Here is a 22,858-nt window from a genome sequence, read left to right as displayed (position 1 = left end):
TTATCGTGGCTTCGCCACCCTCGTCACCGGAGGCTACAACATGACCATGGCCAGGGCCTGGATCACGGTCATGGCCACGATGCCCTGGATCAGGGTGACCCCTGTCTGGCACTTGTAGGCCGTGGAGGTGTCCATGTCCGAGAACTGGGAGACCACCCAGAAGTAGCTGTCGTTGGCGTGGGACACGGTCATGGATCCTGCTCCGATGGCCAGCACCACCAGCACCTTGGCCAGCTCCGAGGTCATGCCCATCTGCACCATGAGGGGGGCCACCATGGCCGAGGTGAGGATCATGGAGACTGTGGATGCACCCATGGCGGTCTTGAGGAGCATGGCGATGATAAAGGGAATCAAAAGGCCCAGGTGCATCTGGAGCAGGGAGTTGCTCAACACGTCTGCCAGGGGCAGCTCGCGGAGCACGAGTCCCAGCGCCCCGCCCGCGCCGGTGATGGCAAGGATGGAGGCCGAGTGGTGGATCCCTTCGGAGATCCAGGCAAAGGAGGCGCCCTTTTCTTCTTTGGGGATCAGGGTGGTGGCCAGAAAGACACCCAGGAGAAGGGCGGTGACCGGGTTGCCCAGGAAGTCAAAGAAGGTCTTTACCACGCCGGAGCCAAAGGGGGCTGCGGGAAAGTCTGCAATGGACTTTAAGGCAATGAGCACGATGGGCAGGACAATGGGAGAGAAGCTGTGCACCGCCCCGGGAAGTTTCCCGTATTTGTCCAGGAGGTCTTCAAGGGAGACCTCGGGACTTGCCGCGATCTGGTATTTCACCGCCACCTTCATGGCGTAGATGTAACCGGCCAGCATCACGGGGATGGAGACGAGAAATCCCATGAGGATCACCAGGCCGAGGTCCGCCGAAAGGGTCCCGGCCATGATGATGGGCCCGGGGGTGGGGGGCACCAGGCAGTGAGTGGCGTAGAGGCCTGAACTAAGCGCCGTTGCCATCACCGCCAGGGAGATGCCCGACTTTTCCGCAAGGGCCCGGCTGATGGGGGAGAGGACCACAAAGCCGGAATCGCAGAAGACCGGGATGCTGGTGACATACCCGGTGAGGCTCATGGTGAGGGGCGCTCTCTTTTTTCCCACCAGGGCCAGGATGGCGTTGGCCATGGTGAGGGCCGCGCCGGTTTTCTCTAAAATGGTGCCGATGATGGTACCGGCGATGATCACGATGCCGATGTTGCCTAAGATCCCTCCAAATCCTTTTTTAATGATCCCGATGGTCTTGTCCACGGGAAGGCCCGCCAGGAGCCCCACAAAATACGCTGCCAGAATGAGCACGATAAACGGGTGCCACTTGAATTTTGAGATAAGCACGATCATGCCCACGATGGCGACAAAAATAATACCGAACAGAAACAAACCGCTTGCCATACTTCAACCTCCCTCATCACCTGGGGCGTTACCCGATCCTCAGGGAACTCCCCGTCCTGTTGTGAAAAAAACGACCGTCCGCCTTCTCAAGGGCTGCCATGGCCTTGGGGCCGGTGCAGTGGGACACGCCGATGGCGGCGCATTCCAGCCCCTTGAGATAGGAAACGGTCGAAGTCATGCGTCGGTCGTCGGCCTCAACGAGGTGCGTTCCACCGACCACCGCATAAATCGTTTTGTGAAGGCGAGCTTTCACCGTGTCGATCATGTTCATGATCCCCGGATGGGCACAGCCCAGTATCAGCACAAGGCCCTTGTCGGTTTCCACGGCCACCATGAGCTCATCGGCAAAGGTGTCGGAGACGAGCTGCCCTGCTTCCTCGAACACAAAGCGGGGGTTGGCCTGTTCTTCGGGATGGGTTTTGTCGAAATCGGAGATGACATAGACACCCGGAGAGATCTCATCCACGCCCGGGGCTGCGAACCGGATGCTGCCCTTGGACGCTTCCACCTCGGCCCGTGTAAACCCGTTGCCCAAAAATTCGGTGCGCGCCCCGTCCGTGCTGTATTTTGCCCGGAAAAAATGGGGGTGCACCACCAGCTCCACCTCCTTGCGCCGAAAGGGGCTCTTCAGGAAATGGGGGACGCCGCCGCTGTGGTCGTAATGCCCGTGACTCAAAATGATGGTCTGGGCGCGGAAGGGGTCCAGGTTAAGTTGTTTGGCGTTGTTCAGGAATGCATCGGATTTGCCCGTATCAAAGAGGAAGCTCTGCCCGTCTTTTTCGATAAGAAATGAAAGACCGTGCTCACAGGTCAGCCCAAGGTGTTCTCCCTGCCCATTTTCTACAAGAGTTGTAATGACTACGCCCATCGGTACTCCTTTTGCGGCCCGGGTGTTACCCCTGGCGCTGCATGTAATCCAGAATCTCTTTTTCTGCGTTTTCCAGGTGGGCCATCATCACCTTTTCGGCGCGTTTTGGGTCCCTTGCCTTGATGGCATCAAAAATCGCCTTGTGCTCGGCAACGGTGCGCTCTGCCCGTCCCGGAATATTCAAACTGGAGATCCACCCTTCGCTCAGGCTCTCGGCCATGGTCTTCATCAGAATATACAGGGGGCGGTTCCGGGTGGATTTGGCCAGGGCCAGGTGAAAGATCCTGTCCTCCTCGATGATCCCCTCCCGTGTTTCCGAGGCCACCTGTCGGGAAAAGGCGTCCAGGGTGCCCTTCATGGCTTCGAGGTCTTTTTCATCGGCCTTTTCCGCAGCAAGGGACGCGGCTTTGGGTTCTAAAATCCGGCGCATCTCAAAGTGATCCCGCAGGTCCGCCTCGTTGGATTGCAGCCAGGCTGCAAAGGTGTTGACCCCTTTGCTGATGGGGTCGCTCACAAAGATCCCTTTGCCCTGGCGGACCGTTACCTTGCCCGATATTTCGAGGATGCGAATGGCCTCGCGCACCGAGGCCCGGCTCACATCCAGCTTTTTTGTCAGCACGTTTTCGGAATAGAAACGATCTCCGTCGGAGAACCCTTCATCCCGGATCATCCTCTGGATTTCGTTTACGATCTGCTCTGACAACCTGGCTCGTTTCATGGGGGCTCCCATTTTCTGTTGATGGATGAACTTGTATACTTGTCGACTTGTCAGACAAGTTAAGGCTAACACCCTCAACGGCCCCCGTCAAATGAAAATAACAGGATCATATTCGGGGGATAGGGCTATAGGGGAGAGGTTACCGTAACCCTTTGATGTTTCGAATCGGCCATGGCGTTTCCTGCGTTTGGCGTCCCTTCATACCGTATAATGAGCTCGTTTGATGGTGCGCAAGCACACCCTATGGGGTTCCATGACCGGATGCGATGGAGGCAATGGTAGGGTGCGCTTGCGCACCGCCGAATCTCCGAGGTCGGTGATGAAATCTATTGTACCGGGAATTTTCTTATCTCTCGCACGTGTGCCGGAAGGTACCGGTTCATGCAACGCGTGATCCAGGTTGAACAATCCCGATATTTTATGCGTCGAGCGTACCCCTATTCAAGGCATCAGAGCTGCAGATGGTGTGGTTAACCTCAACGTTCTGCTAACTCGGCAGGTGGGCGCAATCAACTGGCTCAAAAGGTGAGAAAATTACAAAAAAATCAATAAATTACATCTTCTGTGTCTGAGGCTGTCGTTTTTCGTGAACTATCCGGGTGAGGCTCTTCCTCCAGACAGGCGTTGTGTTTCAGGCGCTCTTTGTCACGCACTTAGTCAAACCGCCAGGGTTGGAGAGCGGACTGAAAAATACCTCCTTGCAATTGTTCAATCCAAAGAGTAAGAATTTACCAGTTTGACGAAAAGCAGGCAGTCGTATTTGGGTTGAGCATTCAGCTGAATGTTTGAATATAGTAGCATAACCCCAAAGGTAACATTGTTAATGATGAAAAACGCCAATTGCTCGTGTGCGACTGTCTGAAAATGCTTGAAATATAAGAATATGCGACAAAATCGTCCTGTATTCCGACATGATGCGGATTATGGGACAAGGCTGTCGGTTTTTCCCTGTGAGAAGGTATTATGGGACAGATCGGTTCCCAATAAATGGAATACGGGACATGATGGTCCCATATTCCCAGGGATTGATGGAATATTAGACAATAATGTCCGTATTTCCCTCTGAGAGGGTGTTATTGGACAAAATTGTACACTAATAATTTTTAAGCCTGAGGAATCTATGAACTACCAAGTGCATACTACAAATCTTTATCTGATGAACTAATATCGCTCAAAGATAAGGAATCCGGTACATAATCCAAGGTGACCATTGGCAGACAGACGGTGAGTGGAAAGAAAGTGTATTGAGGTCCGTTTTAAGGAGACACTTGCCTTCATCAATAGAAGTAGGGTCAGGCTTTGTGATTTCCCCAACCGCTCGCACAGAGGACAAATGGATTCTATGAAGCTGCATCCCCGGTAATATTTAAAGAAGGAGACTTAGCTTTTGTTCCAACAAATGCCGTCCGGGGTATTATTGAGGTTAAATCCAAGATTCCAAGTGTCTCTTTTTGATAGAAGCCCTTACAAAACTATCCGACAAGGCAGAATTTGTAGCAAAGAATACACCTGACGACTTTGAGAAACCATTTGTTGGATTGTTTGCATATGAAAGTTGCAATATCAGTGCTGATCGGATTGGAGAGTCTTTATTAATCGCATCTCAGAAAGTAAACTCTAACCCAGAAGACCGAATAGTTAATCATGTTTCAATTAATTGCAGACAGTTCTCAAAGTACTGGCCCAAAAATCCGACAGAGCCTGAAGAGAGTTATCGTAAGTGGCATATGTATGATTTACCAGAGAAGTCTTTTGGATACTTCATTCAAAATGCGGTCCATTCTTGTTCCTCTAATAATTTGTTAGGAGACTCTAAGTTGTGGTTTCCTAATGAGGGGAAAGAGCCGTCATTGACCGAAGTTACGGCATTATTATCAGAGCTTACAAACTGATGGCTTAACAAGTTGCTAAACTCGGACCGGGCTATGCTGCCCGCTCCTCCAGTGTTTCCGTAATTCAAACATTTTAGCTTCCGGCCGGTGTTGCTCTGCGCCGCCCGGCCGGTTAGCTTTGCGTTATGTGCCCGGTATTAAATATGAAGCCACTAATATTAAGTTTCGATTGCGTTGATTATGACCCTATTGACTTATGGGTTCCTGAAAATTGTTATGATGTAGATTTTCGGATGAATTTCACTATCGGCTACGATCAAAGTGGCGGTAACAATTTCTTATTACATGTTGTTTCTCCGACTAATTTACAGGGGCCCGAGTCTGATAAATATGCAATTGTTCTTACCGAATATAGCTGGAATTTGGTTTTACAACGAGTCAACAATATTCTTGAGAAGTGTCATGGGGATAACTGGGCCGAGATATCAGAAAAGTTATCAAAGCACATGTATTGGGAATTTGAGAATTACAAACCGTGAAGCAAGTTTTAGTTGCTCAGCACATAACAAATCATTACACCGGATCGGGCTACAGCTGTACTTCGCTGAGCGCTCTCGGTTTTCGTGCAATTTTGGCATATTCACCGCTGTCGGCCTACGCCGCCCTCACCGGTGAATTCAAGCGTCGGCATTTTTTAGGTACGATATAATTTCTATGAAAGCTAAAATATTTAATTCATATAGAATTCTTCAGAATGATTTAGGCAGAATTGATGCGTCATTTGCATACATCGAACTATGTTTGAGATTCTTTTCGGAATGCGCTTCACATTCTGAAAGCCCAATTGAATTTACCAAAGAACAATCTGAAAAACATTCGATCAGAGTTAATTTACTCGACGATAAAGATTCACAAAAGAGTGTTTACGGTTCTGCAATTATTTCTATTCACTCTGAATGGGATGGTTTCTTATCTAATTTGATTGATGAGCTACCTTCATTTAATCAACCGGTTATTGATAAAAGCCAAAAAAGAGATGGAGAATCGAGACTCGATTTCTTTTTTAACTCTCTTAAGTCTAATGGTATTGGCATCAAAGCAAACTTGCCAATTATTTTAATTGATCTCTGTGAATACTTACGACTCCTTAGAAATCATTTCGCACATAAAGACAAAGTTATTGGAAAACGATGTAAAGACATATTCAATAAAATACAGAAAGTTGAGAACCTACCAGACAAGTTTGGAGACTTAAAATTATCAAAAGAGTGTGGTGATCTAAAATTTGATGATGTACTCATTCTAACTTATAGCAGTTAAAAAACTTGCCGAAGAGATATGTAATTTTTTAGCACCAGATCCAGATTTTTTACTCGATCACCCAGAAACACAAAAATTTATAGAAATGCAAAAAATCACCAAAAGAAAAGTCACAAAATCCAGCATACAATTATTCCTTTTCGATAGGTTTGCTCTTGACAGAAAACAGCCGAAAAGTTAGTAGAAAACCTAAATGAGGCGTTGGTGTATAGGTTGCATACCCCCTCGATGTACCCTTGAGCTATGTTCGAGGGTAGATCAAGGGCGAGGTGTTGGTTCGATTCCCGCCGCCTCCACCAGTTATAAGGCCTGTTAAATCAGGTGGTTAAGATAGTCTAAAAGCACCGTTTTTAAGCAATGTGGCGTAAAATGTGGAAGTTTTACCAGGGCCACGCTTAGAGAGGTGCTTTTTTGGCGTACATGTCTTCAAATTTCCCACCGTCATCCTTCCTCAGCGCCGGGATAAACCGGGCATACACCGTGTAAACCATCGTGAGATCCGAGTGGCCCGAGGTTTTGGCCACCCATCCGGGCTGTTCCCCTGCTGCCAGGGCCCAGGAGGCGAAGGTGTGCCGTATCTCGTACATCCGGCGGTGGGCCATGTCTGCGCGCTGTTCGGCCCTCTCCCAAAGCTGCGCATCTTATCCTGGTTGATGGGCCTGCCTGCCATGTTGAGGAACACATACTCACTCTTCAGGTGAGCCGTGAGCTTCTTCTGGCGCTCCAGGATCTCCCACATGGCCCTGGCGAAGCTCGATGCTTCGGCGGCTGCTCTCCGTCTTCAGGTCTTCCTTTTCAAGCCCCTTTACCCGGCTCAATTCGATCTCGATGTAATCGCCATCGATGGCCGACCATTTCAGGGCCACCTGTTCCGAAGGCCTGAGTCCTGTGTTGACGGCAAACTCAAAGTAAGGCTTGTACCAGGGCCGAATAAATCCCGATCAGCTGCTGCCACTCCTCCATGGTGAAGGGGTTGACCTTGGATTTTTTCCGCTTGGGCATCTTCAGCGTGATGAACGGATCCGCATGGCCCATTCATACTCGGCAAAGGCATCGGCCGTGATGGCTCTAAGCGGGATGAAGACGTTGTTCAAGGTGCTGGCCGCAAGCGGTTTGCCGTATCGGTTCCGCATGCCGGTGAGATGCGCCAAGAACCGCTTCATGGTCATGATTTTAAACTCTGAAAAGGGCATTCCCCCGAAGTAGGGCAGGAGATAGAAGTCCGCGATCTTCTGATAGTCGCGGATCTTTCCCACGGTCATGCCCGGCTTCATCTCCTTCATCCACTTGTCAAAGTAGCTGCCGAATGTGATCTCCTCCGGCGTTGTGTTCAACGTGCGCCCTTCCAGAAGGGTGAAGTGGTCCCTTTTCTTGCTGTACGGAAAGGTGTAGGCGAACTCGAACTCCCCTCCCGCAATCTCCACATGGATCTTGTCCAGGAAGAGTCTCAGCTTCTTGCGGTTCTCTTTGGTGTCGGCAAGCCCGGAGGGCTCCCTCACCCGTTCGTTTTTGTAAAAGAAATAGACGTAGAGTTTCCCGCCTCGTTCGTAGACCGACCCTTTCTGTTCTGATTCAGCTTGTCCCGCTTCCAGTCTTTCTTTTTCTGGTTGGGGAAGTCGATCAAAACGGCTTCGTTTCCTGTCATGTTGTATCCTTTCGTGCCACCTCCTTTCATCTGTATCAGCAAGACGATACAACACGGGGAAGGGCGATGCCAATTACATATTGATGAGGCAGCCTTCGGGCCTGGGAATGTTTTTGGTCCGTTTCTTAGGCGGTTCAGGTTTCGCATGAAGGCGTGCCTGGATCGCAGGCCAGTAAAAGAGCAGCACACCGGATATGCGGATGACTTCCACGCCCTGCTCAAATTTCCCGTCGCAGTTCCAGTTCAGGATGGTTTTGTGGCTGATCCGAACATCTTCGGCCAGCTCTTCTGCCGTCAGGTAATCTCTCTTCAGCTCTGCAACCAGTTTTTCGTTGATTCGCGCCACTGTTTTTCCTCCTTACGTCCTAACGTGCATTTTAATCTCCAGAGTGTCTTCAGATTACGGGTGCACGCAACCCGTAGTGAGTTCGTATCTATCTATTCAACTTTCGCTTATGAGGTTGAGCTGGTTTTTCCTTGCTGCCTGTAAAGTTGACAAGTTGGTATAGGTTTTATTAGCTTGCCGTTGCGTCTAACTTTTAACTTTTATGATGTATGGTGGTTTAAATGGGATTGCTCGATAGTTTGCAAAAGCTAATCAACGAACACGGAAGCAGTACGATCCTCCGGAGCGGTTGCTCCTCATCAAAGAGGAGTCGGACAAGCTCACGAATTATTGTCGCCATTTGAAGATGGAACTTGCCAAGTGCAAAGAAGAGAACAAACAGCTTCGAAAGCAGCTTGAAGCCCAGGCGGTTACCGAGCAATTTGTTGAGTACCGAGGGGCATTTTTTAAACGCCGGTCTTCGGGTGCATATGATCCAACGGTTTATTGTCCGATGTGTCATGTGCCTCTGGGGTCCATGGAAGGCTTTTTTCCGTATGCGTGATTGATGCAATATCGAGCTTGATTTTAATGGCAATCAACTGCCGCAAATTTTGAAAGAATTGTCTGAAATAGAGTGACGGTTTCTTTCGCCCCTCCACCCGTTTCTCATTGATTCGCATCACCCTGTCCTTCCTCAATCTCTCACGCACATGGGGTCCCGGAGCAGTTCCTCCAGGGCCTCGTTCATCGCTTTCTTTGTTTTATGCTTGCTCACCAGCTTCCAGCCGCCGGTGTGGCTGAGTTCTTTGATTACATTGCCGTAGCCCAGCGTCCGGAAGATCCGAAAGCCAGCATTGAGGAGCTTGACCCGGCAGGAGCCGGTGAGGTTCAGGGGCTCTTCGGATCCGGCCTCCTGGTTCATCATGGACAGCGCCATGTTCGGGATCCTTCAAGCTCCGTTTTCAGGTCCCGAAGGGCCAGGACCAGGGCCGCGGATTCATCCGGCTTGCATTCGGTCAGGTTCACCTTTCGGATTTCGTCCGTCAGCTTCTCCACCCGGGTTGTGGCCCTGGTTGCTTTGGAGATCTTCGCCTTGGGTTGCTTCGGCTCATCCGTTTCGTTGGTTTTGATGCCTGTGGCCTGGTTGAATGCCGCCTCCATGGCTTCTGGAGTCTCCATCCGGGAGATGGCGATGAGGGCCCGTTTTGAGATGTCTACGCGTAGACATTTTTCCCGGATTATTGCAGCTTGTTCAGGCCCAGGGTTTCGGTGATGTTGTTGCGGGACTTGCCCACAACCCGGGCCAGGTCCTGGTGGGTGTACCGGAACTCTTTCTGCATCCGGGCATAGGCTTCGGCCTCTTCCATGGGCGTGAGGTCCTGCCGGAACATGTTTTCAATGAGGCCGATCTCCGCCGGGCTCCCCGTGGTGACGTAGCAGGGCACCGTGGCCTTGCCTGCCAGCTTGGACGCCCTCCATCGCCTCTCACCGCCCCCGATGAAATATTGGTCCTTTTCAACGAAGATGCATAAGGGGGTGATGACGCCCTGGTGCCGGATCGACTCGGCCAGGGCCTCCAGCTCCTCCTGGTTGAACACCTGCCGGGGCTGGTACGGGTTCGGCTTCAGGGCATCCACCGGCACGTTGAGGAAGCTGCCCTGGGGCAGAAGCTCATGGGATGAGGTGCCGGACTCCCCGCCGAACCCGGCGGCGATCTTCACCTTTTTGTTGGCTCCGAGCTTTTTCATAAGGCCAGGTACTCCTCGGTGAGGGCGGCATAGTCTTCGGCCCCGATCCCCTTGGGCGCGAATTGAAAAATGCTCTGCTCCTCGATGGCCGCCTGGAGCAGGGGCTCCGTTTTACGGATCTTTGTCCGGAGCATGATCTCCCGGTATTGGGACAATTCACCTTCCGCCCATTCATTGGTGCGGGTGGTGGTGCTGCGGTACATGGTGACAAACAGGCGCACGGTCTTTCCGGCAAGGCCGATTTCGGCGATCTTGTTATGGATGTTGGCGATCCCGCCGATGGAAAAACTCCCGTAGTCGCAGGGGATCAACACATGGGTGGCCGCCACCAGGGCGTTGACGGTCAGCAGGCCCAGGGAAGGGGAGCAGTCCAGGAGCACGTGGTCATAGTCCAGTCCCTGGAGGGCCTTGGCCAGCCGGGACTCGGAGAACAGCTCCGGGATCAACAGATCCTCGGCACGCTTCAACGTCTCGTCCGCCGGGAGCAGATCCACATGGCCGCCCAGGACATCCTTCACCACCGCTTCGGGGATCCCCGCCTCCTGGTGGAGCACATGGCTTGTTGTGTAGGCAGAGCCCGAGCAACACCGCGCTGGTGAGGTTCGCCTGGGGATCCAGGTCCACAAGGAGAACCCGTTTTCCCTCCAGGGCGAGCCCGACGGCCAGGTTGATGGCGGTGGTGGTTTTGCCCACGCCCCCCTTTTTGGTTTGCGATGCAGGTGATGTTCATCTTTTCAGCTTTCCTTTCTCCACAAGGCTTAACGCCTCCACGGAAACGTATCCGACCTTTCCAATCAGCCACGCCACATGTCGATTGCCGGGCAGGCATCCGATTCCCCGGATGGTGTAGGTCTTGCCATCGTCGGGGCCGCCGATGACGGGGTGGTATCGGACAGGGTCGTTTTTCTTAAATATGGGGTGGGGCTTACCGAGTAGGGTTGCCAATGTTTTCCGTTTTTTAGAGGCTGTAAGGCCCGATTTTTCGAGCTTCATGGCTCTCCTGATTTTGGGCGCACTTCACCCGTGGCGGAAACGCCCTTAAATTTACCAGTTCATTGTTTGAAAAACGCTTTTTTGTGTTTCTTAGTTAGTAAACGTGATAACTGCATCTTTGTTATGTAAAATTATGAAAGAGGAGGTGAATACAAATGGTTGTGAAACTTGAAAAGACTCGAAAGCTTAAGATACTTGCTCAAGCTGTTGAAATTACGAAGGCCTTTTCTGGTGGGGGGCATCAAATTAATGCCACTCCAGACTTCGTTCTTAAAGAAACCTATGCCCGGCTCATAGAAATAGTGGAATCAATAGAAGCCGAAGAATACACGATTGTGGCCCTGTGCATACTTTGATGGGGCCATACACTAAAGTTTTAATAATCCGCGGAGTGTTTCTTTTATGCATCCTTCCTTGGCTTTAGTTAAAAGCTATTCAAGCCTGTGAAATGCCAACGTAATATGAATTAGTTTTATTTTTGAGCCAAATCGAGAACTGCCTTACATTGGGTTCATCTTGCATTTGTTTCTCCTGTACTGGCAGCTTTGTATTCATCACCGTAAAGTAACTTGTAGATCACTGTGATTCGAAAATTTGGTTGCTGGTTGCTGGTTGTGTTTAATAATAGAGCTCATTGCTCTATATGTCAAATATATTAAGCTTATTGTTCGATATCGATTTAAGTTTGGAATTTATTTGTTGCTGTTTTGTTAATGATAACGGGGTGATATGGTTGAGCGTTATTTAAGCGTATATTTATAGAGAAGCGTTGGTTTATTTGATGGGTTCTATTTTAAGGGTGGATGTTCTTTCCGGTGATGAAACGATTTGTTATGCAAACTCCGATTGAGAAGGAGGAATGTATGACTGGCTTTAAAGTCGGTACCATTCAAAAGCAATATTGTAATAGATGCAAGGGTGAAACCAACCATATTTTGAAATACATCCATCCGCAAATATTCGATGAAGTCAACTACTATAACCCATCGGGACCGATACTAATGTTCCGAGAGGAAACCCAATACCGTCTTTGGGTTTGCTTGGGATGCGATACAGGCGTTTTGGAGAGCGCTTATACAAATAGTAGTATGAATTATTTAAACTATGAAAAATATATGGGATTCTACATTTTATCCAAAAAGAAAAACATTCCTATTTGTTCGTGAAACATTTTCAGAAATTAAATTCTAAATTATCAGTTATATATAAAGAGATAATTGAATGTTACAATTTAAATTTAAATATTTTATGTGCTGTAGGCCTTAGAGGATTGTTGGAAGGTATCTGTGCTGATAAGGGAATAAATAGAGGGAGTCTAAAAATGCAAAATTAACCAGTTAGTTGAGTGTTTGCCATCTAACATTGTTGAAAGCCTGCATAGCTTTAGATTTATAGGCAATGAAGCCGCTCATGAATGGCACACGGATTGCAATGAGTTGCTATTGGCGATTTAACATACTGGAAGACTTATTGAATTTTATGTATGAACTTGATTATAAAACGAAGAAATTGTGTGGTAAACGAAAAGATAACAATACACAAGAATAACGTTGAAATGTATTTGTGGTGTGAGGGCCTAATTCTTATGAATTTGCAGGGTTTTTAGTGTCGGAAGTTGTGGGGTTACCTAAGGAAAGAACGGATGATCAATTTCTTAGATATATCAATACGATTAATAATAGATATCTTGAGCAAATAGACAGGTTAGAATCAAATGGTGTTATAGCTATTCAACTTAAGAAAAATAAAACCAAAGTTAAAATCATTGGGAAAAATATAGAGAGGGCAGTATATCAGTATTTAAACGGGTATCCAGAGAAAGCATATTCCATAGTTAGTAAAACCTTGACGGCTAACTGGAATTATTTAAAAGAAGCTTGTCTCTATTGATATTGAACAAGAGTATCTGAAAGATATGTATAGGTTAGTGTTCTTCTGAAAATATTGATTATAATGCAGATATGTTTCATGTCCCATTTGAGCTAAGGCATAAAATTGGAACACAACGTTATAGCATACCGGGGTTCCCCGTGTTTATATTTAGGCTCTTCAGTCTATATAGCTTGGAAGGAACTAAAGGAACCATCGAAAACTCTCTGTATGTTGCAAGGATAGGCTGCAGAGCATTAAGTTGTTGGATTTTGGTTATAGACCGGACACGGAAGCTGAGTTTATGAATTTGTTGAATCGTGATTCTTTTTTAGTTCAACGAAAAATTCAAGACATACTAATTGCAAGGTTGGTGCTTTGGCCATTAATTGCTTCATGTTCAATACGAGTGTTTAAGCACGAAGGCGTTTTTAAGGAAGAATATATTGTTCCTCAACTACTACTTCAGTATATAAGAAAAAATAATAAAATTGATGGATTGAGATATTTTTCGACAGTTCCTGGTATTCAAAATTCTTCATTGTGGATGTCTTCAAACTTTGTATTTCCAGTTAATACTGTTAAAAATGAAGGACATTGCGAAGAATTATCCAATAAGTTCAAAGTAACAGAACCTATAACTTGGTGCCCGGAATCATATGGAGGGGAAGAACTGGAAAGGGTCAGTACTTATAAAATAAGTATCTCGGACAAAGAAAGCTGTGCCTATGGAGATACTGATTTTGGTAAAGTTCAAGCAATTATCAATTCAAAAGATGCGCGTCCACTTTTTTAATCGTATTTATGAAGGTATTTTATAGAAGGCCCTGTTGGATTTAAGCAATGCATTATAAATTCTCAATCTGGCAGAACAAATTGTTTCAAGATTAACCCCCGCACTATCACCGTAACAATTATTCCGGCAATTGCTGTATACCTCTTCGAGATTGAGGCACTCATTGGCCTTCATCCGATACAGATCCGGTGTCGGAGCCCAAAAGAGAAAGCCGATAATCCCGGCATCTTTTTCTTTTTCGGAGTTGCTTAGGTAGTCTGCATGAAGGGGGGCTGCATCGGCTTTGACATGGCCAAGGCTGAAGTGGCCAAGCTCATGGCCAATGCCCAAGATCAAATCGATGTCGGGCTGGTGGGGGTTGTACAAGATGATGTTATCGGCTTTGTAACGGAGTAGGCGCGTGGACCGAGTGGTCTTCCAATGCCATGATGTTGTGACTGTTAGCCAATTGAATCAGGTCATTTTTTGAAAACGGTTTCTGGTTGAATCCTCGCCACTTTTTTTCTAAATCAAAAATTGCATTGTAAACCAAGCTCACTAAAATCCCCGTTTTGCTAATTGCGCCTTGAATCTCTTTCCAGTCTCTCGAAAAAACCACAAGCTTCGTTATAAAATCCTTCCTCTGTAAGTTCTCCCTTTAAAAATTTTGCAATCAGTTCGGGTTTTTCATTGGTATCTCGTCCGCCATGGAAGGACATGAAGCCTGTGATATTGTGTTTTTCAGCGGCATCGTTGCAATGGCCCGGCTCGCTCTTCAAGAGGCAGCATCATCACTTCATTGTACTTGGGAAAAGGCTCATTGGGTTCCTGAGGGGCTCCAAGGTTGAGCATTTTTTCATAGGTGGTCCAATATCTTGGCGATCTCTTCCTGGAGATCCAGAGAGGCTTTTCTTCGGCCCTTAACAATATCGTTAATATGCTTGGTCGATTTTCCCGTCACCCGAGCGATCCTGGCTTGGGATCCTCTGCCTTCCTTATTTAGCAGCTCGATAAAGATCTGGAGCCATTTGTCGTAGATTGAAGTTTTCATAAAAAGCAATGTAGCAACATGCTCCATTTTTTCTAAATATCCCGAATTGTTCTATGTATGAGTTGACAATATAGAACGTGTTTGCTCTATAAGAATTTTGTCTATGAAACAATATATCCTCGCACAAAAGATAGGGGTAGTTCCCAAGCATTTGAGCGATATTAAGAATAGTCGCAGAAGGGTAACGCCCTCTCTTGCATTGAAAATCGAGCAAGTAACCGGGATTGATCGGCGCGAATGGTTGTGGCCGGATGAGTTTGGTTGCCCCTGGGAAGAGCTTAAAAAAATATGACGTGTCGTTATGATGCTTCATTTTTTGAGCCCAGCCTGGGGCCGCAGCATGGCCACTTTATAGAACCGAGTGCGCCATGTGGATACAGAAAAGCTAATGGGAGGTTTTGGGAATGGTTTTAGGTGACACGGAGCGTGATGAGATCACCAACGAAGCCAATGCAGCGGTGAAGCACCGGTGTTTGAAGTCGGAGGTGGTCAAGCGGATCGCAGAGCGGATGTCTCTTTCTGAGGCGACCATCTACGACTACCTGGCAGGCCGCATCAAGATGAACCTTCGCCTTTTAAAGGCGGTGGTGGCGGTGACGGAAGATCCGTTTTTGATGAGGTACCTGGAGCCGGAAGGCATGAGCCTGGTCACGAAGGAGGATGTTTTTTGCCCTACGGACAACTGGGACAAGGAGTCCTTTGACGTGGTGTCGGCTATTTCGACGCTTCGGGAGAAGGCCCAGGAGTTGATGACCAACGGTAAACCCACCAAGAATGCGCAGCTTGAACTGCTGGCAAGCTTTAAGCAGTGCCGCAGGGAGCTGGACGAGTTGGAGGCACTGATTTTGGGGAGGGTAAGCAAGGAAAAGGCCGCTTGACTGAGAAGCGGTGGATTTCATTTGAACAAGAGGCAAAAGAAAAGGCCCCGACAGCTGGCACTGTCGAGGCCCTAAAAGTGTACTAAAAACGTAAGGAATATTTAACACACGATTCTGCTCTGAACAAGAGAAAAGTTGTGTTGTTGGAAAGGCTTAATTGATATGGGTATCGCCCTGGATAAGTTGACCGAAGCCCAAAGGGCCGACATTGCAAAATCGCTGTTCTGTGTGGACGCAAAAGCATCAACTGAGGCGGAACTTCGGGGGCTGTGCCCCATTCATGAGGAGACGAACCCCTCCTTCAGTTACAATGTGAAAAAAGACGTTTACCACTGCCTTGGGTGTCAGGCAAGCGGTGACCTGGTAAAGCTGTACAGCCTGTGCCGTGGCCTGGACGCTAAGGATGGGTTTAAGGCCTTTTTGAATGAATACGGCATTGAGACCGACCGCAACGCGCCTGCCGGATCCCTGACGCCCCACCAATCCAAACCCCAGCCAAAAGTTAAAGTTAGGGTAGAGCCCGAAGCGGACCCCCTTGATTACACCACCATGCGGGAAGCCTGGGCCAAGTTTCCGCCCCTTCCCGATTCCTGGGTGGAGCGCCTTGCCCAGACCCGCATGTGGACCCGGGAGGCCATCGAGGCCCTGGGCCTTCGCATGCAGACCCACCGCCAGGACAGCAAGACAGGGGAGCTGGTTTATATCAGGAACCCGGAGTGGCGAAAGATCGCCTTCCCCATCCATGAAGACGGGGAGCTGGTGAACATCATCCTCTACAAGCCCGGGGCCTCCGAATACAAGATGGTCTCCTGGGCCAAGGGCTTCGGCCAGACCCGGCTGTTTCCCCCGGCCCCCCTTAAGGAAGGGCCCGTCCTCTACGTGGAGGGCATCACCGACGTGGTGTGCGCGCTCTCCATGGGGTTCAACCCCATTGCCAACACCACCAAGCCGAAGAAGTGGGCGCAGACTCACCTGAACCAGCTCCTGGACCGGGACATCATTGTGGCCCGAGACTGTGACCAGCCAGGCATGACCTACGGGGACGTCTCCTGTCAGAACCTTTACACCGTGAGCCGGACCCTGAAGCTCATTAACTGGCCCGGTTTCATGGGGCGGCGTGATGACGGCCAGTGGCCGGAGAAGCACGGCGAGGACCTCACCGACTTTTTTGCCAAGCACGGCGCCCGAGCCCGACGACCTGCAAAACCTCATCGACCATGCCGAGCCCTACGTCATGAAGGACTCCGGAGAGATCTCCTGCGCCCGGGATTTTTTTTCATATGGGGTAGGGGACCGGCTCTCCTTCAAGCCCCGGCTCCTGGCTGAGCGGATCCTCCAGGACCTTTCGCTTCTGAATGACCCGGAGACGGGCCTTCTCTACAAGTGGGAGAAGACCCACTGGGTGGTCTTCAAGGAGGATCACGTCAAGAAACGGTGCATCAAGCTGCTTGGGGAGGAGTCCAAGGCCAACCGGGTCAGTGATGCAACACTTCAGGCGCAGGTGCTCAGCACCATTCCCCACGGCAGGGCGGTGAACGACCAGGACGACTGGGTGTGCCTTGAAAGCAGCATGCTAAATTTAGAAACCCTTCAAACCCGGCCTCACCACGTGAGCTATTACAGTACCTGCTGCCTCCCCATCGACTACGACGGCCACAACAAGGCCCAGCCGGAGCGGTGGTTTCAATTTCTGGAGGAGACGATCCAGAACCCGGCGGTCATCGACCAGCTCCAGGAGTTCTTCGGATACTGCCTCACCCGAGATACCCGCTACGGCAAAGCCCTTTTTCTTTCGGCCGGGCGGACGGCAAGTCCACGGTGATCAAGATCCTGCGGCACATGGTGGGCATCCAGAACTGCTCTTCCATCGGCTTTGCGGATCTTGAGGACCAGTTCCTGCGATCCAGCCTCTATGGCAAGCTTGAACACCAGCACGGAGGTGGGGGCCAAGGCCCTGGACAGCCCCTATTTTAAAGCCATTTCCTCTGGGGATCCCATCCATCCAGTTCAGCAGGATACGTTCGAATTTACCCCGTATTGCAAGCTGATCTTCGCGGCCAACAAGAAGCCCCGCGTCCTGGACAACTCGGACGGCTTCTTCAGGCGGGTGTTGCCCATCCAGTTCAAGCGGCAATTCCTGGGGAAAGATGCCGACACAGAGCTTGAAGAGAAGCTCCTGGGGGAGCTGTCCCAGATCTTCGCATGGTCCCTTGAAGGCCTCCATTGCCTGCGCAAGCAGGGCGGCTTTACCCGATGCCAGGAAACCGATGACCTGCTCATGGAATACAAGTTCAGCAACAACCCGATCCTGAGCTACGTGGAGGACCGGTGCGATGTGGGCGAGTCGGCGGGATACACGTCAAAAGACAAGCTCTTCGGCAGCTATACCGAGTGGTCACGGGCGCGCAATTTTGCCCCCATGAACTACGACAACTTCTTCCGGGAGCTGTACCAGGCCATTGACTGTCTGGCCCAGTATCGAGCCCGTGACGGCAAAAAGAGGGTGCAATGCGTCAAGAACATCTCCCTGAAGATTATCGCATGATGCGGCCCTCGATCCCCGCACCCCTTGAGTGCAGACAGGGCGCCTTCAAGGCCTCGAAGTGGTCAGCCCCTGGTCAGGGGTTGGTCAACCCTGACGCCCGGACCCCTGACCGGATATCCGATGTAAAGTCGAGCTGATAGGTGGGGTGGTGGGACCCCGATTGAGAACCCTCCACGCCACATATTGCGTGTGCAGGCGTTAAGAGGCCCCCTGAAAAGTTTTCCGTTTTCTGAAAAAAAGGGCTGACCACCCTGACCAAATAAAAGAATTCAGGGGCTTAACCCCTGACCGCATCGTTTGACCGGGGTTGACCGGGTTGACCGGTGAGGGAAGGGGGGCCGAAGAGGCCCAAGCGGCTTGGGTCCTTCTCAGGCTTTGCCCCATGCGGGTACGAATGAGCGCGATAGTTCTTCGCATTTAAATTTTAAAACGAGCTGGAACAATGGAACCCACTGAAAACACAGCAACGGCAATCAACCCCGGCACACCGGCAACCTTCACGGCAGCAGACGCCCTGGCGGCCTTCGGGCCTGAGTTCCTGGATGCCGGGTTTTGCCAGGACTGGGTTCTGCGGCGGCTTCATCCCGCCGGTGTCTTTTGTCCCGGATGCGGGGCGGCAATCGAAGGTGACAATCGGCTGCAACGTTTCTGGAGCAGCGCCTTGGTCTGACCTGCCCGGCCTGCGGGAAATTCTTTACAGCGCTTACGGGTACGTTTCTGGCCCGGAGTCAACAGAGCTTCACGGAGCTGGTGCTTTTGGCCTTCCTCCTTGAGGCCGGGTTCTCGAACACAGAAACAGCACGGCTCGTCCGGAACCATCCCAACACGGTTCGTATGTGGCGACTGAAGTTTGAAACACTCAAAGAAGTTGAAAGTCTGATTCATGCACATTGAATTTTTAGAAGTCGAGACGCTCGTTCCTTACGTCCGGAACCTAAAGAACCACCCCAAGGGCCAGGTTGAAAAGATCTGCTCTTCCATCGAGGCCTTCGGGTTTCGCATCCCGCTCCTGGTGGATGATGACCTGGTTATCATTTCTCGTCAGGGAAGGCTTTTGGCTGCTCAGCAGCTTGGAATGGCCACCGTCCCCTGCATCCGCGTGGCGGACCTGACCCCGGAGCAGATCCGGGCCTTTCGCATTGCGGACAACAAAGTGGCGGAGTCCGATTTCAATCTGGACGAGATCGCCCTGGAGCTGAAGGAACTGGCGGATCTCGACTTTGACCTTGAAGCCACCGGGTTCGACTGCTCGGAGATTGATCACCTAGTCGGGGATCTTCTCCTGGAGTCCGGACAAGAAACGATCCCGATGCCGTGCCCGAGGTGGACGAGGCCGCAGAATCCCGTTGCCAGGCCGGGGACCTCTGGATTCTGGGGGAGCACCGGCTTCTCTCTGGGGGATGCCGTGGAGCATGAAGATTTCTTAAAGCTCATGGACGGCGAGTCGGCCCACATGGTGTTCACCGATCCACCGTACAACGTGGATTACACAGGCGGCACCGAGAAGAAGTTGAAAATCGAAAACGACAACCTGAACAACCAAAAATTTTATGACCTTCTCTTCGGTGCGTTTACCAACACGTGTGAGCATCCGTCCCTGGTGGCGGCATCTACGTTTGCCACTCGGACGCGGAATGGAAAAATTTCAGGGAGGCCCTGGCCAACACCGGCTGGCTCCAGAAGCAGATGCTCATCTGGGTTAAGAACGGCTTTGTGCTCGGCAGGCAGGATTATCACAGCAGGCATGAGCCCATTCTTTACGGATGGAAGCCGGGCGCGGCCCATCGGTGGTTCGGGGGAAGAAAACAACAGAGCGTCACTGAGAGTGACTCCCTGATGACAATCGAAAAAGAGGAAGACGGCCAGTAGATTTAACGTTCACGGATGGAATCCAGCACATCGTGGTTCGGGTTCCTGATTATGAGCTTCTTTTCCAGGGGGATGATGCGCTCACCTCCATATGGAACGTTGCCAAGCCGCTGAAAAGCAGCGACCACCCCACCATGAAGCCGGTTGCCCTCATCGAGCGAGCCATTCGGAACTCATCAAAGCGGGGTGAAATTGTCCTGGATTGCTTCGGCGGCTCCGGTTCAACCCTCATAGCATGTGAACGTACCGGCAGACGATGCCGCACCATGGAACTGGGAACCCATTACTGCCAGGTCATTGTAAATCGTTGGGAAGAATTCACCGGAAAAAAAGCTGAGGTTGTACGGATTTGACGGAACAAAAAGACACGCGAGATATCAACGACATTGCAGGGGAGCTGAGCGACCGGGATTTCAAGGTGCTGCTTAAAGCAAAGCAGCAGGCCCAGCTCCGGTGGCGCAGGAAGCCACCGCCGAAAATGTCCGTACCTTAAACCAGATCAACAAAGCTTTGCATGACCTCGGCCAACAGAAAAAAGGGCCGGAAGAGATGTCGACTCCAACACTATCAAACCCGTTAGCCGTAACAGAGTATCTAAACGATAAGGGGTGGAAGGTTTCAAAGTCAAGTGTCTACGGGCATTTGAAAGAGGGGAAATTAAAAGCGGTGGACGGGGTGTTCCACATCAAGGACGTGGAAAAATACGCAGCCCTTCACCTGAAGAGACAAGACGGCACCAGCCCGGCGGAAGAGGCGGGCCAGCTCCAGAAAGAAAAGCTGGAAGCTGAAACCAGAAAGGCGAAAGCCCAGGCCAAGCACTGGGAAATGAAGACCCTGGTGGAGTCCGGCCAGTACATCGACCGGGATCTGTTCAACGGGGAGCTGGCCGCCAGGGCGTCCATCTTCCGAAACGACCTGGAGACCTTTTTCCGATCTAAGGCAGGAGAGATGGTCAAGCGGGTGGATGGCTGTACGGACAAAACCTCAGATCTGGTGGATTATTGCCTTGATCAGGCGGAGGCTTTCTTCGGACGGTATTCAGAACCGAAGAAATGGCAGGTCCCACGGGTTGAAATGAAGGAGGATATTCAAGAGATCGAGGAGGGCGAGGCATGACAACGATGAACACAATTACATTTACCGAAGGGGAGCGCCAGATCTTCAAGGCGAAAGAGAAGCTCACCGTTTCTCAGTGGGCAGAAAAATACCGGCGGGTGACCAAGGGGTCGGCACCTGGGCAGTGGACCAACGATCTCACCCATTACCTGGTGGAGCCCATGGACGCCTGGAACCTTCCCTGGGTGCAGAAGATCTTTTTGTGCTTCGCCCCTCAGACGGGCAGAGCACCAGGTGGCCATCAACTGCATGGAGTACGCCGTGGACCAGGATCCCGGCCCGGCCATGTACGTGATGCCCGATGAAAAGTCCGTCAAGAAGATCAACCGGCGGCAAATCATCCCGGCGCTCAAGTCCACACCCAGGACTGCTGACTTGTTCAGCAAACGGGCTGATGATGTATCGACCTACTCCATCAGCTTCACCAACGGCATGGATATTCTTATGGCCTGGGCCACCTCTCCCGCTGTATTGGCTTCGGAATCCATCCGGTATCTCTTCTTTGATGAGCCGGGAAAGTACCCGGAGTTCTCCGGTAAAGAAGCAGATCCGTTCAGCCTGGGCGAGGTGAGGACCAACGTCTACCCCTTTACCAAGAAGATCCTCTACTTTTCCACCCCTGCTGACCATGACGATGGGTTCGACAGGCTCATGAAAGAGGAGGTGGAGCTCTGGTATTTTTACGAGGCCCTTTGCCCTATTTGCGGGACCTTCCAAAAGATGGAATTCGGAAGCATTCACTGGCCCAAGGGCTCCCAAGCGGATCCGCGAACCGTCGTCAGGAAGAAGTCGGCCCGGTACACCTGCACAAAGTGTGGGATGGATTGGGACGACACGATCGGAACCGGGCTGTCAAAAACGGGCGATAGAGTCAGAAAAGAGATATCCCGGGCTGTCTCCGTGGGCTACCACCTCCCCTCCTGGTACTCACCCTTTGTGAGTTTTTCCGAAGTGGCTGCTGCCTTCCTCAAAGGGCTTAAGGAACCGCGTAAAATGATGGCCTTCGACACTCAGCACAAGGCTGTTTCCCATAAGCCGCTTATGTCCACTGCCGATGAAGATGAATTGCTTTCCCACAAGACAGACATCCCACCTGGCCTCGTGCCCAAAGAAGCCATAGCCCTCACGTGCGGCATCGATATGCAGAAGACCAACTTCTATTTTGTGGTCAGGGCCTGGGACAAGGATCTCACAAGCTGGCTCATCCAGTACGGGACCCTCTCTGATTGGGATGCCGTTGAAGATCTTGTCTTTAACACACGGTATCCGGTCCAGGACTCGCAGAACACCATGGGGATCTTTCGGGCTGCCCTCGATACCGGTGGCGGCATAAACAGCGATGATACTTGGTCCCGAACGGAAGAGGCCTACGAATGGCTGAGGGACAACAGTCGGGGCGTGATCTTCGGAATCAAGGGCTCATCAAAAAAGCAACTTCAAAATGTGCATATGAAGGTTATGGACAAGCTGCCTCGAAGCAGCAAGCCCATCCCAGGAGGCTTGGAGCTCAGATTCTTAGATACACAGAACCTAAAGGAGCTGCTACACGTCCGCCTTGGCAATAAAGAAGCCGACCCTAAAACAGGACGAAAAGCCGACAAGCAAAGATTCTACCTGCATTCCGAGACAGACGTAAATTACGCTAAGCAGTTTCTTGCTGAAGAGAAGCGCCGGGACAAGAAGACCAGAAAGGTGAGCTGGCAACAGATCGGCGGACGAGCGAACCATTTACTGGACTGCGAGGTGTATGCGGCAGCTTGCGCCGATTCGTCCTGGATGCCGAGCATCCGGTTCCTATCAAAGGTCGAAGAAAAGAAGAAAGACGCACCCAAACCAAAACCGGCCCCCAAGCAAGAGGCCCAGGACGTCCGACAAAGAATCACAGGAAATCGAAACCGGCCCAGCTGGTACAACAAGAGGTAACGA

General features: G+C 50.7%; 34 protein-coding genes and 1 pseudogene. 21 read left to right on the top strand and 14 right to left on the bottom strand.

Annotated elements, in window-relative coordinates; translation table 11 throughout:
• Nucleotides 1-33: 33 nt before the first annotated feature.
• Genes ACOYW1_RS17270 through ACOYW1_RS17260 form a run of 3 tightly spaced genes read right to left on the bottom strand, consistent with a single transcriptional unit; the run spans nucleotide 34 to nucleotide 2,963 of the window.
• A complete protein-coding gene (locus tag ACOYW1_RS17270; RefSeq protein ID WP_482415554.1) occupies nucleotides 34-1,377 on the bottom strand; it encodes a GntP family permease in 1,344 nt (447 codons plus the stop codon).
• A 28-nt stretch (nucleotides 1,378-1,405) separates the two neighbouring features.
• Nucleotides 1,406-2,245, bottom strand: a complete 840-nt coding sequence (locus ACOYW1_RS17265) for an MBL fold metallo-hydrolase (protein WP_482419018.1) — start codon at nucleotides 2,243-2,245, stop codon at nucleotides 1,406-1,408.
• Between the two features lie 25 nt (nucleotides 2,246-2,270).
• Nucleotides 2,271-2,963, bottom strand: a complete 693-nt coding sequence (locus ACOYW1_RS17260; protein WP_482419017.1) for a FadR/GntR family transcriptional regulator — start codon at nucleotides 2,961-2,963, stop codon at nucleotides 2,271-2,273.
• 1,184 nt (nucleotides 2,964-4,147) lie between these two features.
• Between ACOYW1_RS17260 and ACOYW1_RS17255 the strand changes: the two genes are divergently transcribed.
• The 4 genes from ACOYW1_RS17255 (at nucleotide 4,148) to ACOYW1_RS17240 (ending at nucleotide 6,115) form a co-directional block, all read left to right on the top strand.
• Nucleotides 4,148-4,309 (top strand): DUF6602 domain-containing protein, encoded by a 162-nt coding sequence (locus ACOYW1_RS17255; protein ID WP_482423751.1) that lies wholly within the window; start codon nucleotides 4,148-4,150, stop codon nucleotides 4,307-4,309.
• A 105-nt stretch (nucleotides 4,310-4,414) separates the two neighbouring features.
• On the top strand, nucleotides 4,415-4,855 hold the full coding sequence (locus ACOYW1_RS17250; RefSeq protein WP_482419016.1) for a hypothetical protein: 441 nt from the start codon (nucleotides 4,415-4,417) through the stop codon (nucleotides 4,853-4,855).
• Between the two features lie 125 nt (nucleotides 4,856-4,980).
• A complete protein-coding gene (locus ACOYW1_RS17245; protein ID WP_482419015.1) occupies nucleotides 4,981-5,334 on the top strand; it encodes an Imm8 family immunity protein in 354 nt (117 codons plus the stop codon).
• 175 nt (nucleotides 5,335-5,509) lie between these two features.
• The gene (locus tag ACOYW1_RS17240) at nucleotides 5,510-6,115 is read left to right on the top strand and encodes a hypothetical protein (RefSeq protein WP_482419014.1); all 606 of its coding nucleotides are present in this window, start codon (nucleotides 5,510-5,512) and stop codon (nucleotides 6,113-6,115) included.
• 686 nt (nucleotides 6,116-6,801) lie between these two features.
• Here the strand turns inward: ACOYW1_RS17240 and ACOYW1_RS17235 are convergent.
• The 10 genes and pseudogenes from ACOYW1_RS17235 to ACOYW1_RS17190 all read right to left on the bottom strand — a co-directional run bounded on the left by ACOYW1_RS17235 (nucleotide 6,802) and on the right by ACOYW1_RS17190 (nucleotide 10,829).
• Complete coding sequence (locus tag ACOYW1_RS17235) at nucleotides 6,802-6,981, bottom strand: hypothetical protein (RefSeq protein WP_482419013.1); 180 nt, start codon at nucleotides 6,979-6,981, stop codon at nucleotides 6,802-6,804.
• 138 nt (nucleotides 6,982-7,119) lie between these two features.
• Nucleotides 7,120-7,815, bottom strand: coding sequence for an Arm DNA-binding domain-containing protein (locus ACOYW1_RS17230; RefSeq protein WP_482419012.1), 696 nt, complete (start codon nucleotides 7,813-7,815; stop codon nucleotides 7,120-7,122).
• A gap of 18 nt (nucleotides 7,816-7,833) precedes the next feature.
• Nucleotides 7,834-8,106, bottom strand: a complete 273-nt coding sequence (locus ACOYW1_RS17225; protein ID WP_482419011.1) for a hypothetical protein — start codon at nucleotides 8,104-8,106, stop codon at nucleotides 7,834-7,836.
• A 446-nt stretch (nucleotides 8,107-8,552) separates the two neighbouring features.
• A complete protein-coding gene (locus ACOYW1_RS17220) occupies nucleotides 8,553-8,768 on the bottom strand; it encodes a hypothetical protein (RefSeq protein WP_482419010.1) in 216 nt (71 codons plus the stop codon).
• Nucleotides 8,769-8,782: 14 nt separating this feature from the next.
• Entirely contained in the window at nucleotides 8,783-9,025 is a 243-nt protein-coding gene (locus tag ACOYW1_RS17215) for a hypothetical protein (RefSeq protein WP_482419009.1), read from the bottom strand.
• A complete protein-coding gene (locus tag ACOYW1_RS17210) occupies nucleotides 9,010-9,249 on the bottom strand; it encodes a hypothetical protein (RefSeq protein ID WP_482419008.1) in 240 nt (79 codons plus the stop codon). Before ACOYW1_RS17210 ends, ACOYW1_RS17215 begins: the two co-directional genes overlap by 16 nt.
• A gap of 77 nt (nucleotides 9,250-9,326) precedes the next feature.
• On the bottom strand, nucleotides 9,327-9,836 hold the full coding sequence (locus tag ACOYW1_RS17205) for a ParB/RepB/Spo0J family partition protein (protein ID WP_482419007.1): 510 nt from the start codon (nucleotides 9,834-9,836) through the stop codon (nucleotides 9,327-9,329).
• On the bottom strand, nucleotides 9,833-10,462 hold the full coding sequence (locus ACOYW1_RS17200; protein WP_482419006.1) for a ParA family protein: 630 nt from the start codon (nucleotides 10,460-10,462) through the stop codon (nucleotides 9,833-9,835). Before ACOYW1_RS17200 ends, ACOYW1_RS17205 begins: the two co-directional genes overlap by 4 nt.
• A gap of 7 nt (nucleotides 10,463-10,469) precedes the next feature.
• Nucleotides 10,470-10,529: pseudogene (locus ACOYW1_RS17195) on the bottom strand (ParA family protein); the annotation flags it as partial.
• Nucleotides 10,530-10,562: 33 nt separating this feature from the next.
• Nucleotides 10,563-10,829, bottom strand: coding sequence for a hypothetical protein (locus ACOYW1_RS17190; RefSeq protein ID WP_482419005.1), 267 nt, complete (start codon nucleotides 10,827-10,829; stop codon nucleotides 10,563-10,565).
• 155 nt (nucleotides 10,830-10,984) lie between these two features.
• Here ACOYW1_RS17190 and ACOYW1_RS17185 point away from each other — a divergent pair, with 155 nt between their 5' ends.
• From ACOYW1_RS17185 to ACOYW1_RS17165, 5 genes are all read left to right on the top strand, one after another.
• Complete coding sequence (locus ACOYW1_RS17185; RefSeq protein WP_482419004.1) at nucleotides 10,985-11,185, top strand: hypothetical protein; 201 nt, start codon at nucleotides 10,985-10,987, stop codon at nucleotides 11,183-11,185.
• Between the two features lie 507 nt (nucleotides 11,186-11,692).
• Nucleotides 11,693-11,995: a hypothetical protein gene (locus ACOYW1_RS17180; RefSeq protein WP_482419003.1), complete on the top strand. Its 303-nt coding sequence runs from the start codon at nucleotides 11,693-11,695 to the stop codon at nucleotides 11,993-11,995.
• 439 nt (nucleotides 11,996-12,434) lie between these two features.
• Entirely contained in the window at nucleotides 12,435-12,719 is a 285-nt protein-coding gene (locus ACOYW1_RS17175) for a hypothetical protein (protein WP_482419002.1), read from the top strand.
• Between the two features lie 283 nt (nucleotides 12,720-13,002).
• Complete coding sequence (locus ACOYW1_RS17170; RefSeq protein WP_482419001.1) at nucleotides 13,003-13,494, top strand: hypothetical protein; 492 nt, start codon at nucleotides 13,003-13,005, stop codon at nucleotides 13,492-13,494.
• Between the two features lie 261 nt (nucleotides 13,495-13,755).
• A complete protein-coding gene (locus ACOYW1_RS17165) occupies nucleotides 13,756-13,890 on the top strand; it encodes a hypothetical protein (protein WP_482419000.1) in 135 nt (44 codons plus the stop codon).
• 158 nt (nucleotides 13,891-14,048) lie between these two features.
• Here the strand turns inward: ACOYW1_RS17165 and ACOYW1_RS17160 are convergent, their stop codons facing one another.
• Nucleotides 14,049-14,252 (bottom strand): hypothetical protein, encoded by a 204-nt coding sequence (locus tag ACOYW1_RS17160; RefSeq protein WP_482418999.1) that lies wholly within the window; start codon nucleotides 14,250-14,252, stop codon nucleotides 14,049-14,051.
• A 375-nt stretch (nucleotides 14,253-14,627) separates the two neighbouring features.
• Here ACOYW1_RS17160 and ACOYW1_RS17155 point away from each other — a divergent pair, with 375 nt between their 5' ends.
• The 12 genes from ACOYW1_RS17155 to ACOYW1_RS17100 all read left to right on the top strand — a co-directional run bounded on the left by ACOYW1_RS17155 (nucleotide 14,628) and on the right by ACOYW1_RS17100 (nucleotide 22,855).
• A complete protein-coding gene (locus ACOYW1_RS17155) occupies nucleotides 14,628-14,816 on the top strand; it encodes a helix-turn-helix transcriptional regulator (RefSeq protein WP_482418998.1) in 189 nt (62 codons plus the stop codon).
• A 112-nt stretch (nucleotides 14,817-14,928) separates the two neighbouring features.
• Nucleotides 14,929-15,402, top strand: a complete 474-nt coding sequence (locus tag ACOYW1_RS17150) for a hypothetical protein (protein ID WP_092209066.1) — start codon at nucleotides 14,929-14,931, stop codon at nucleotides 15,400-15,402.
• 162 nt (nucleotides 15,403-15,564) lie between these two features.
• On the top strand, nucleotides 15,565-16,728 hold the full coding sequence (locus ACOYW1_RS17145) for a CHC2 zinc finger domain-containing protein (protein ID WP_482418997.1): 1,164 nt from the start codon (nucleotides 15,565-15,567) through the stop codon (nucleotides 16,726-16,728).
• Complete coding sequence (locus ACOYW1_RS17140) at nucleotides 16,637-17,224, top strand: hypothetical protein (protein ID WP_482418996.1); 588 nt, start codon at nucleotides 16,637-16,639, stop codon at nucleotides 17,222-17,224. Before ACOYW1_RS17145 ends, ACOYW1_RS17140 begins: the two co-directional genes overlap by 92 nt.
• A gap of 99 nt (nucleotides 17,225-17,323) precedes the next feature.
• On the top strand, nucleotides 17,324-17,947 hold the full coding sequence (locus tag ACOYW1_RS17135; RefSeq protein WP_482418995.1) for a hypothetical protein: 624 nt from the start codon (nucleotides 17,324-17,326) through the stop codon (nucleotides 17,945-17,947).
• Nucleotides 17,948-18,389: 442 nt separating this feature from the next.
• Complete coding sequence (locus ACOYW1_RS17130) at nucleotides 18,390-18,617, top strand: hypothetical protein (protein WP_482418994.1); 228 nt, start codon at nucleotides 18,390-18,392, stop codon at nucleotides 18,615-18,617.
• A 213-nt stretch (nucleotides 18,618-18,830) separates the two neighbouring features.
• Entirely contained in the window at nucleotides 18,831-19,784 is a 954-nt protein-coding gene (locus ACOYW1_RS17125) for a ParB/Srx family N-terminal domain-containing protein (RefSeq protein WP_482418993.1), read from the top strand.
• Nucleotides 19,785-19,848: 64 nt separating this feature from the next.
• Nucleotides 19,849-20,169 carry a DNA-methyltransferase gene (locus ACOYW1_RS17120; protein ID WP_482418992.1) on the top strand — a complete coding sequence of 107 codons (321 nt, stop codon included), beginning with the start codon at nucleotides 19,849-19,851 and terminating at the stop codon, nucleotides 20,167-20,169.
• Nucleotides 20,166-20,309: a hypothetical protein gene (locus ACOYW1_RS17115; RefSeq protein ID WP_482418991.1), complete on the top strand. Its 144-nt coding sequence runs from the start codon at nucleotides 20,166-20,168 to the stop codon at nucleotides 20,307-20,309. Before ACOYW1_RS17120 ends, ACOYW1_RS17115 begins: the two co-directional genes overlap by 4 nt.
• Before the next feature lie 149 nt (nucleotides 20,310-20,458).
• Nucleotides 20,459-20,932: a hypothetical protein gene (locus ACOYW1_RS17110; RefSeq protein ID WP_482418990.1), complete on the top strand. Its 474-nt coding sequence runs from the start codon at nucleotides 20,459-20,461 to the stop codon at nucleotides 20,930-20,932.
• Complete coding sequence (locus ACOYW1_RS17105) at nucleotides 20,929-21,237, top strand: hypothetical protein (protein ID WP_482418989.1); 309 nt, start codon at nucleotides 20,929-20,931, stop codon at nucleotides 21,235-21,237. Before ACOYW1_RS17110 ends, ACOYW1_RS17105 begins: the two co-directional genes overlap by 4 nt.
• On the top strand, nucleotides 21,182-22,855 hold the full coding sequence (locus tag ACOYW1_RS17100; RefSeq protein ID WP_482418988.1) for a terminase gpA endonuclease subunit: 1,674 nt from the start codon (nucleotides 21,182-21,184) through the stop codon (nucleotides 22,853-22,855). Before ACOYW1_RS17105 ends, ACOYW1_RS17100 begins: the two co-directional genes overlap by 56 nt.
• Nucleotides 22,856-22,858 lie beyond the last annotated feature (3 nt).

Source organism: Desulfoluna sp. CYM3A, assembly GCF_056829965.1.
Note: the sequence above shows the minus strand (reverse complement) of the source record. Positions and strands in the feature narration are given on the sequence as shown.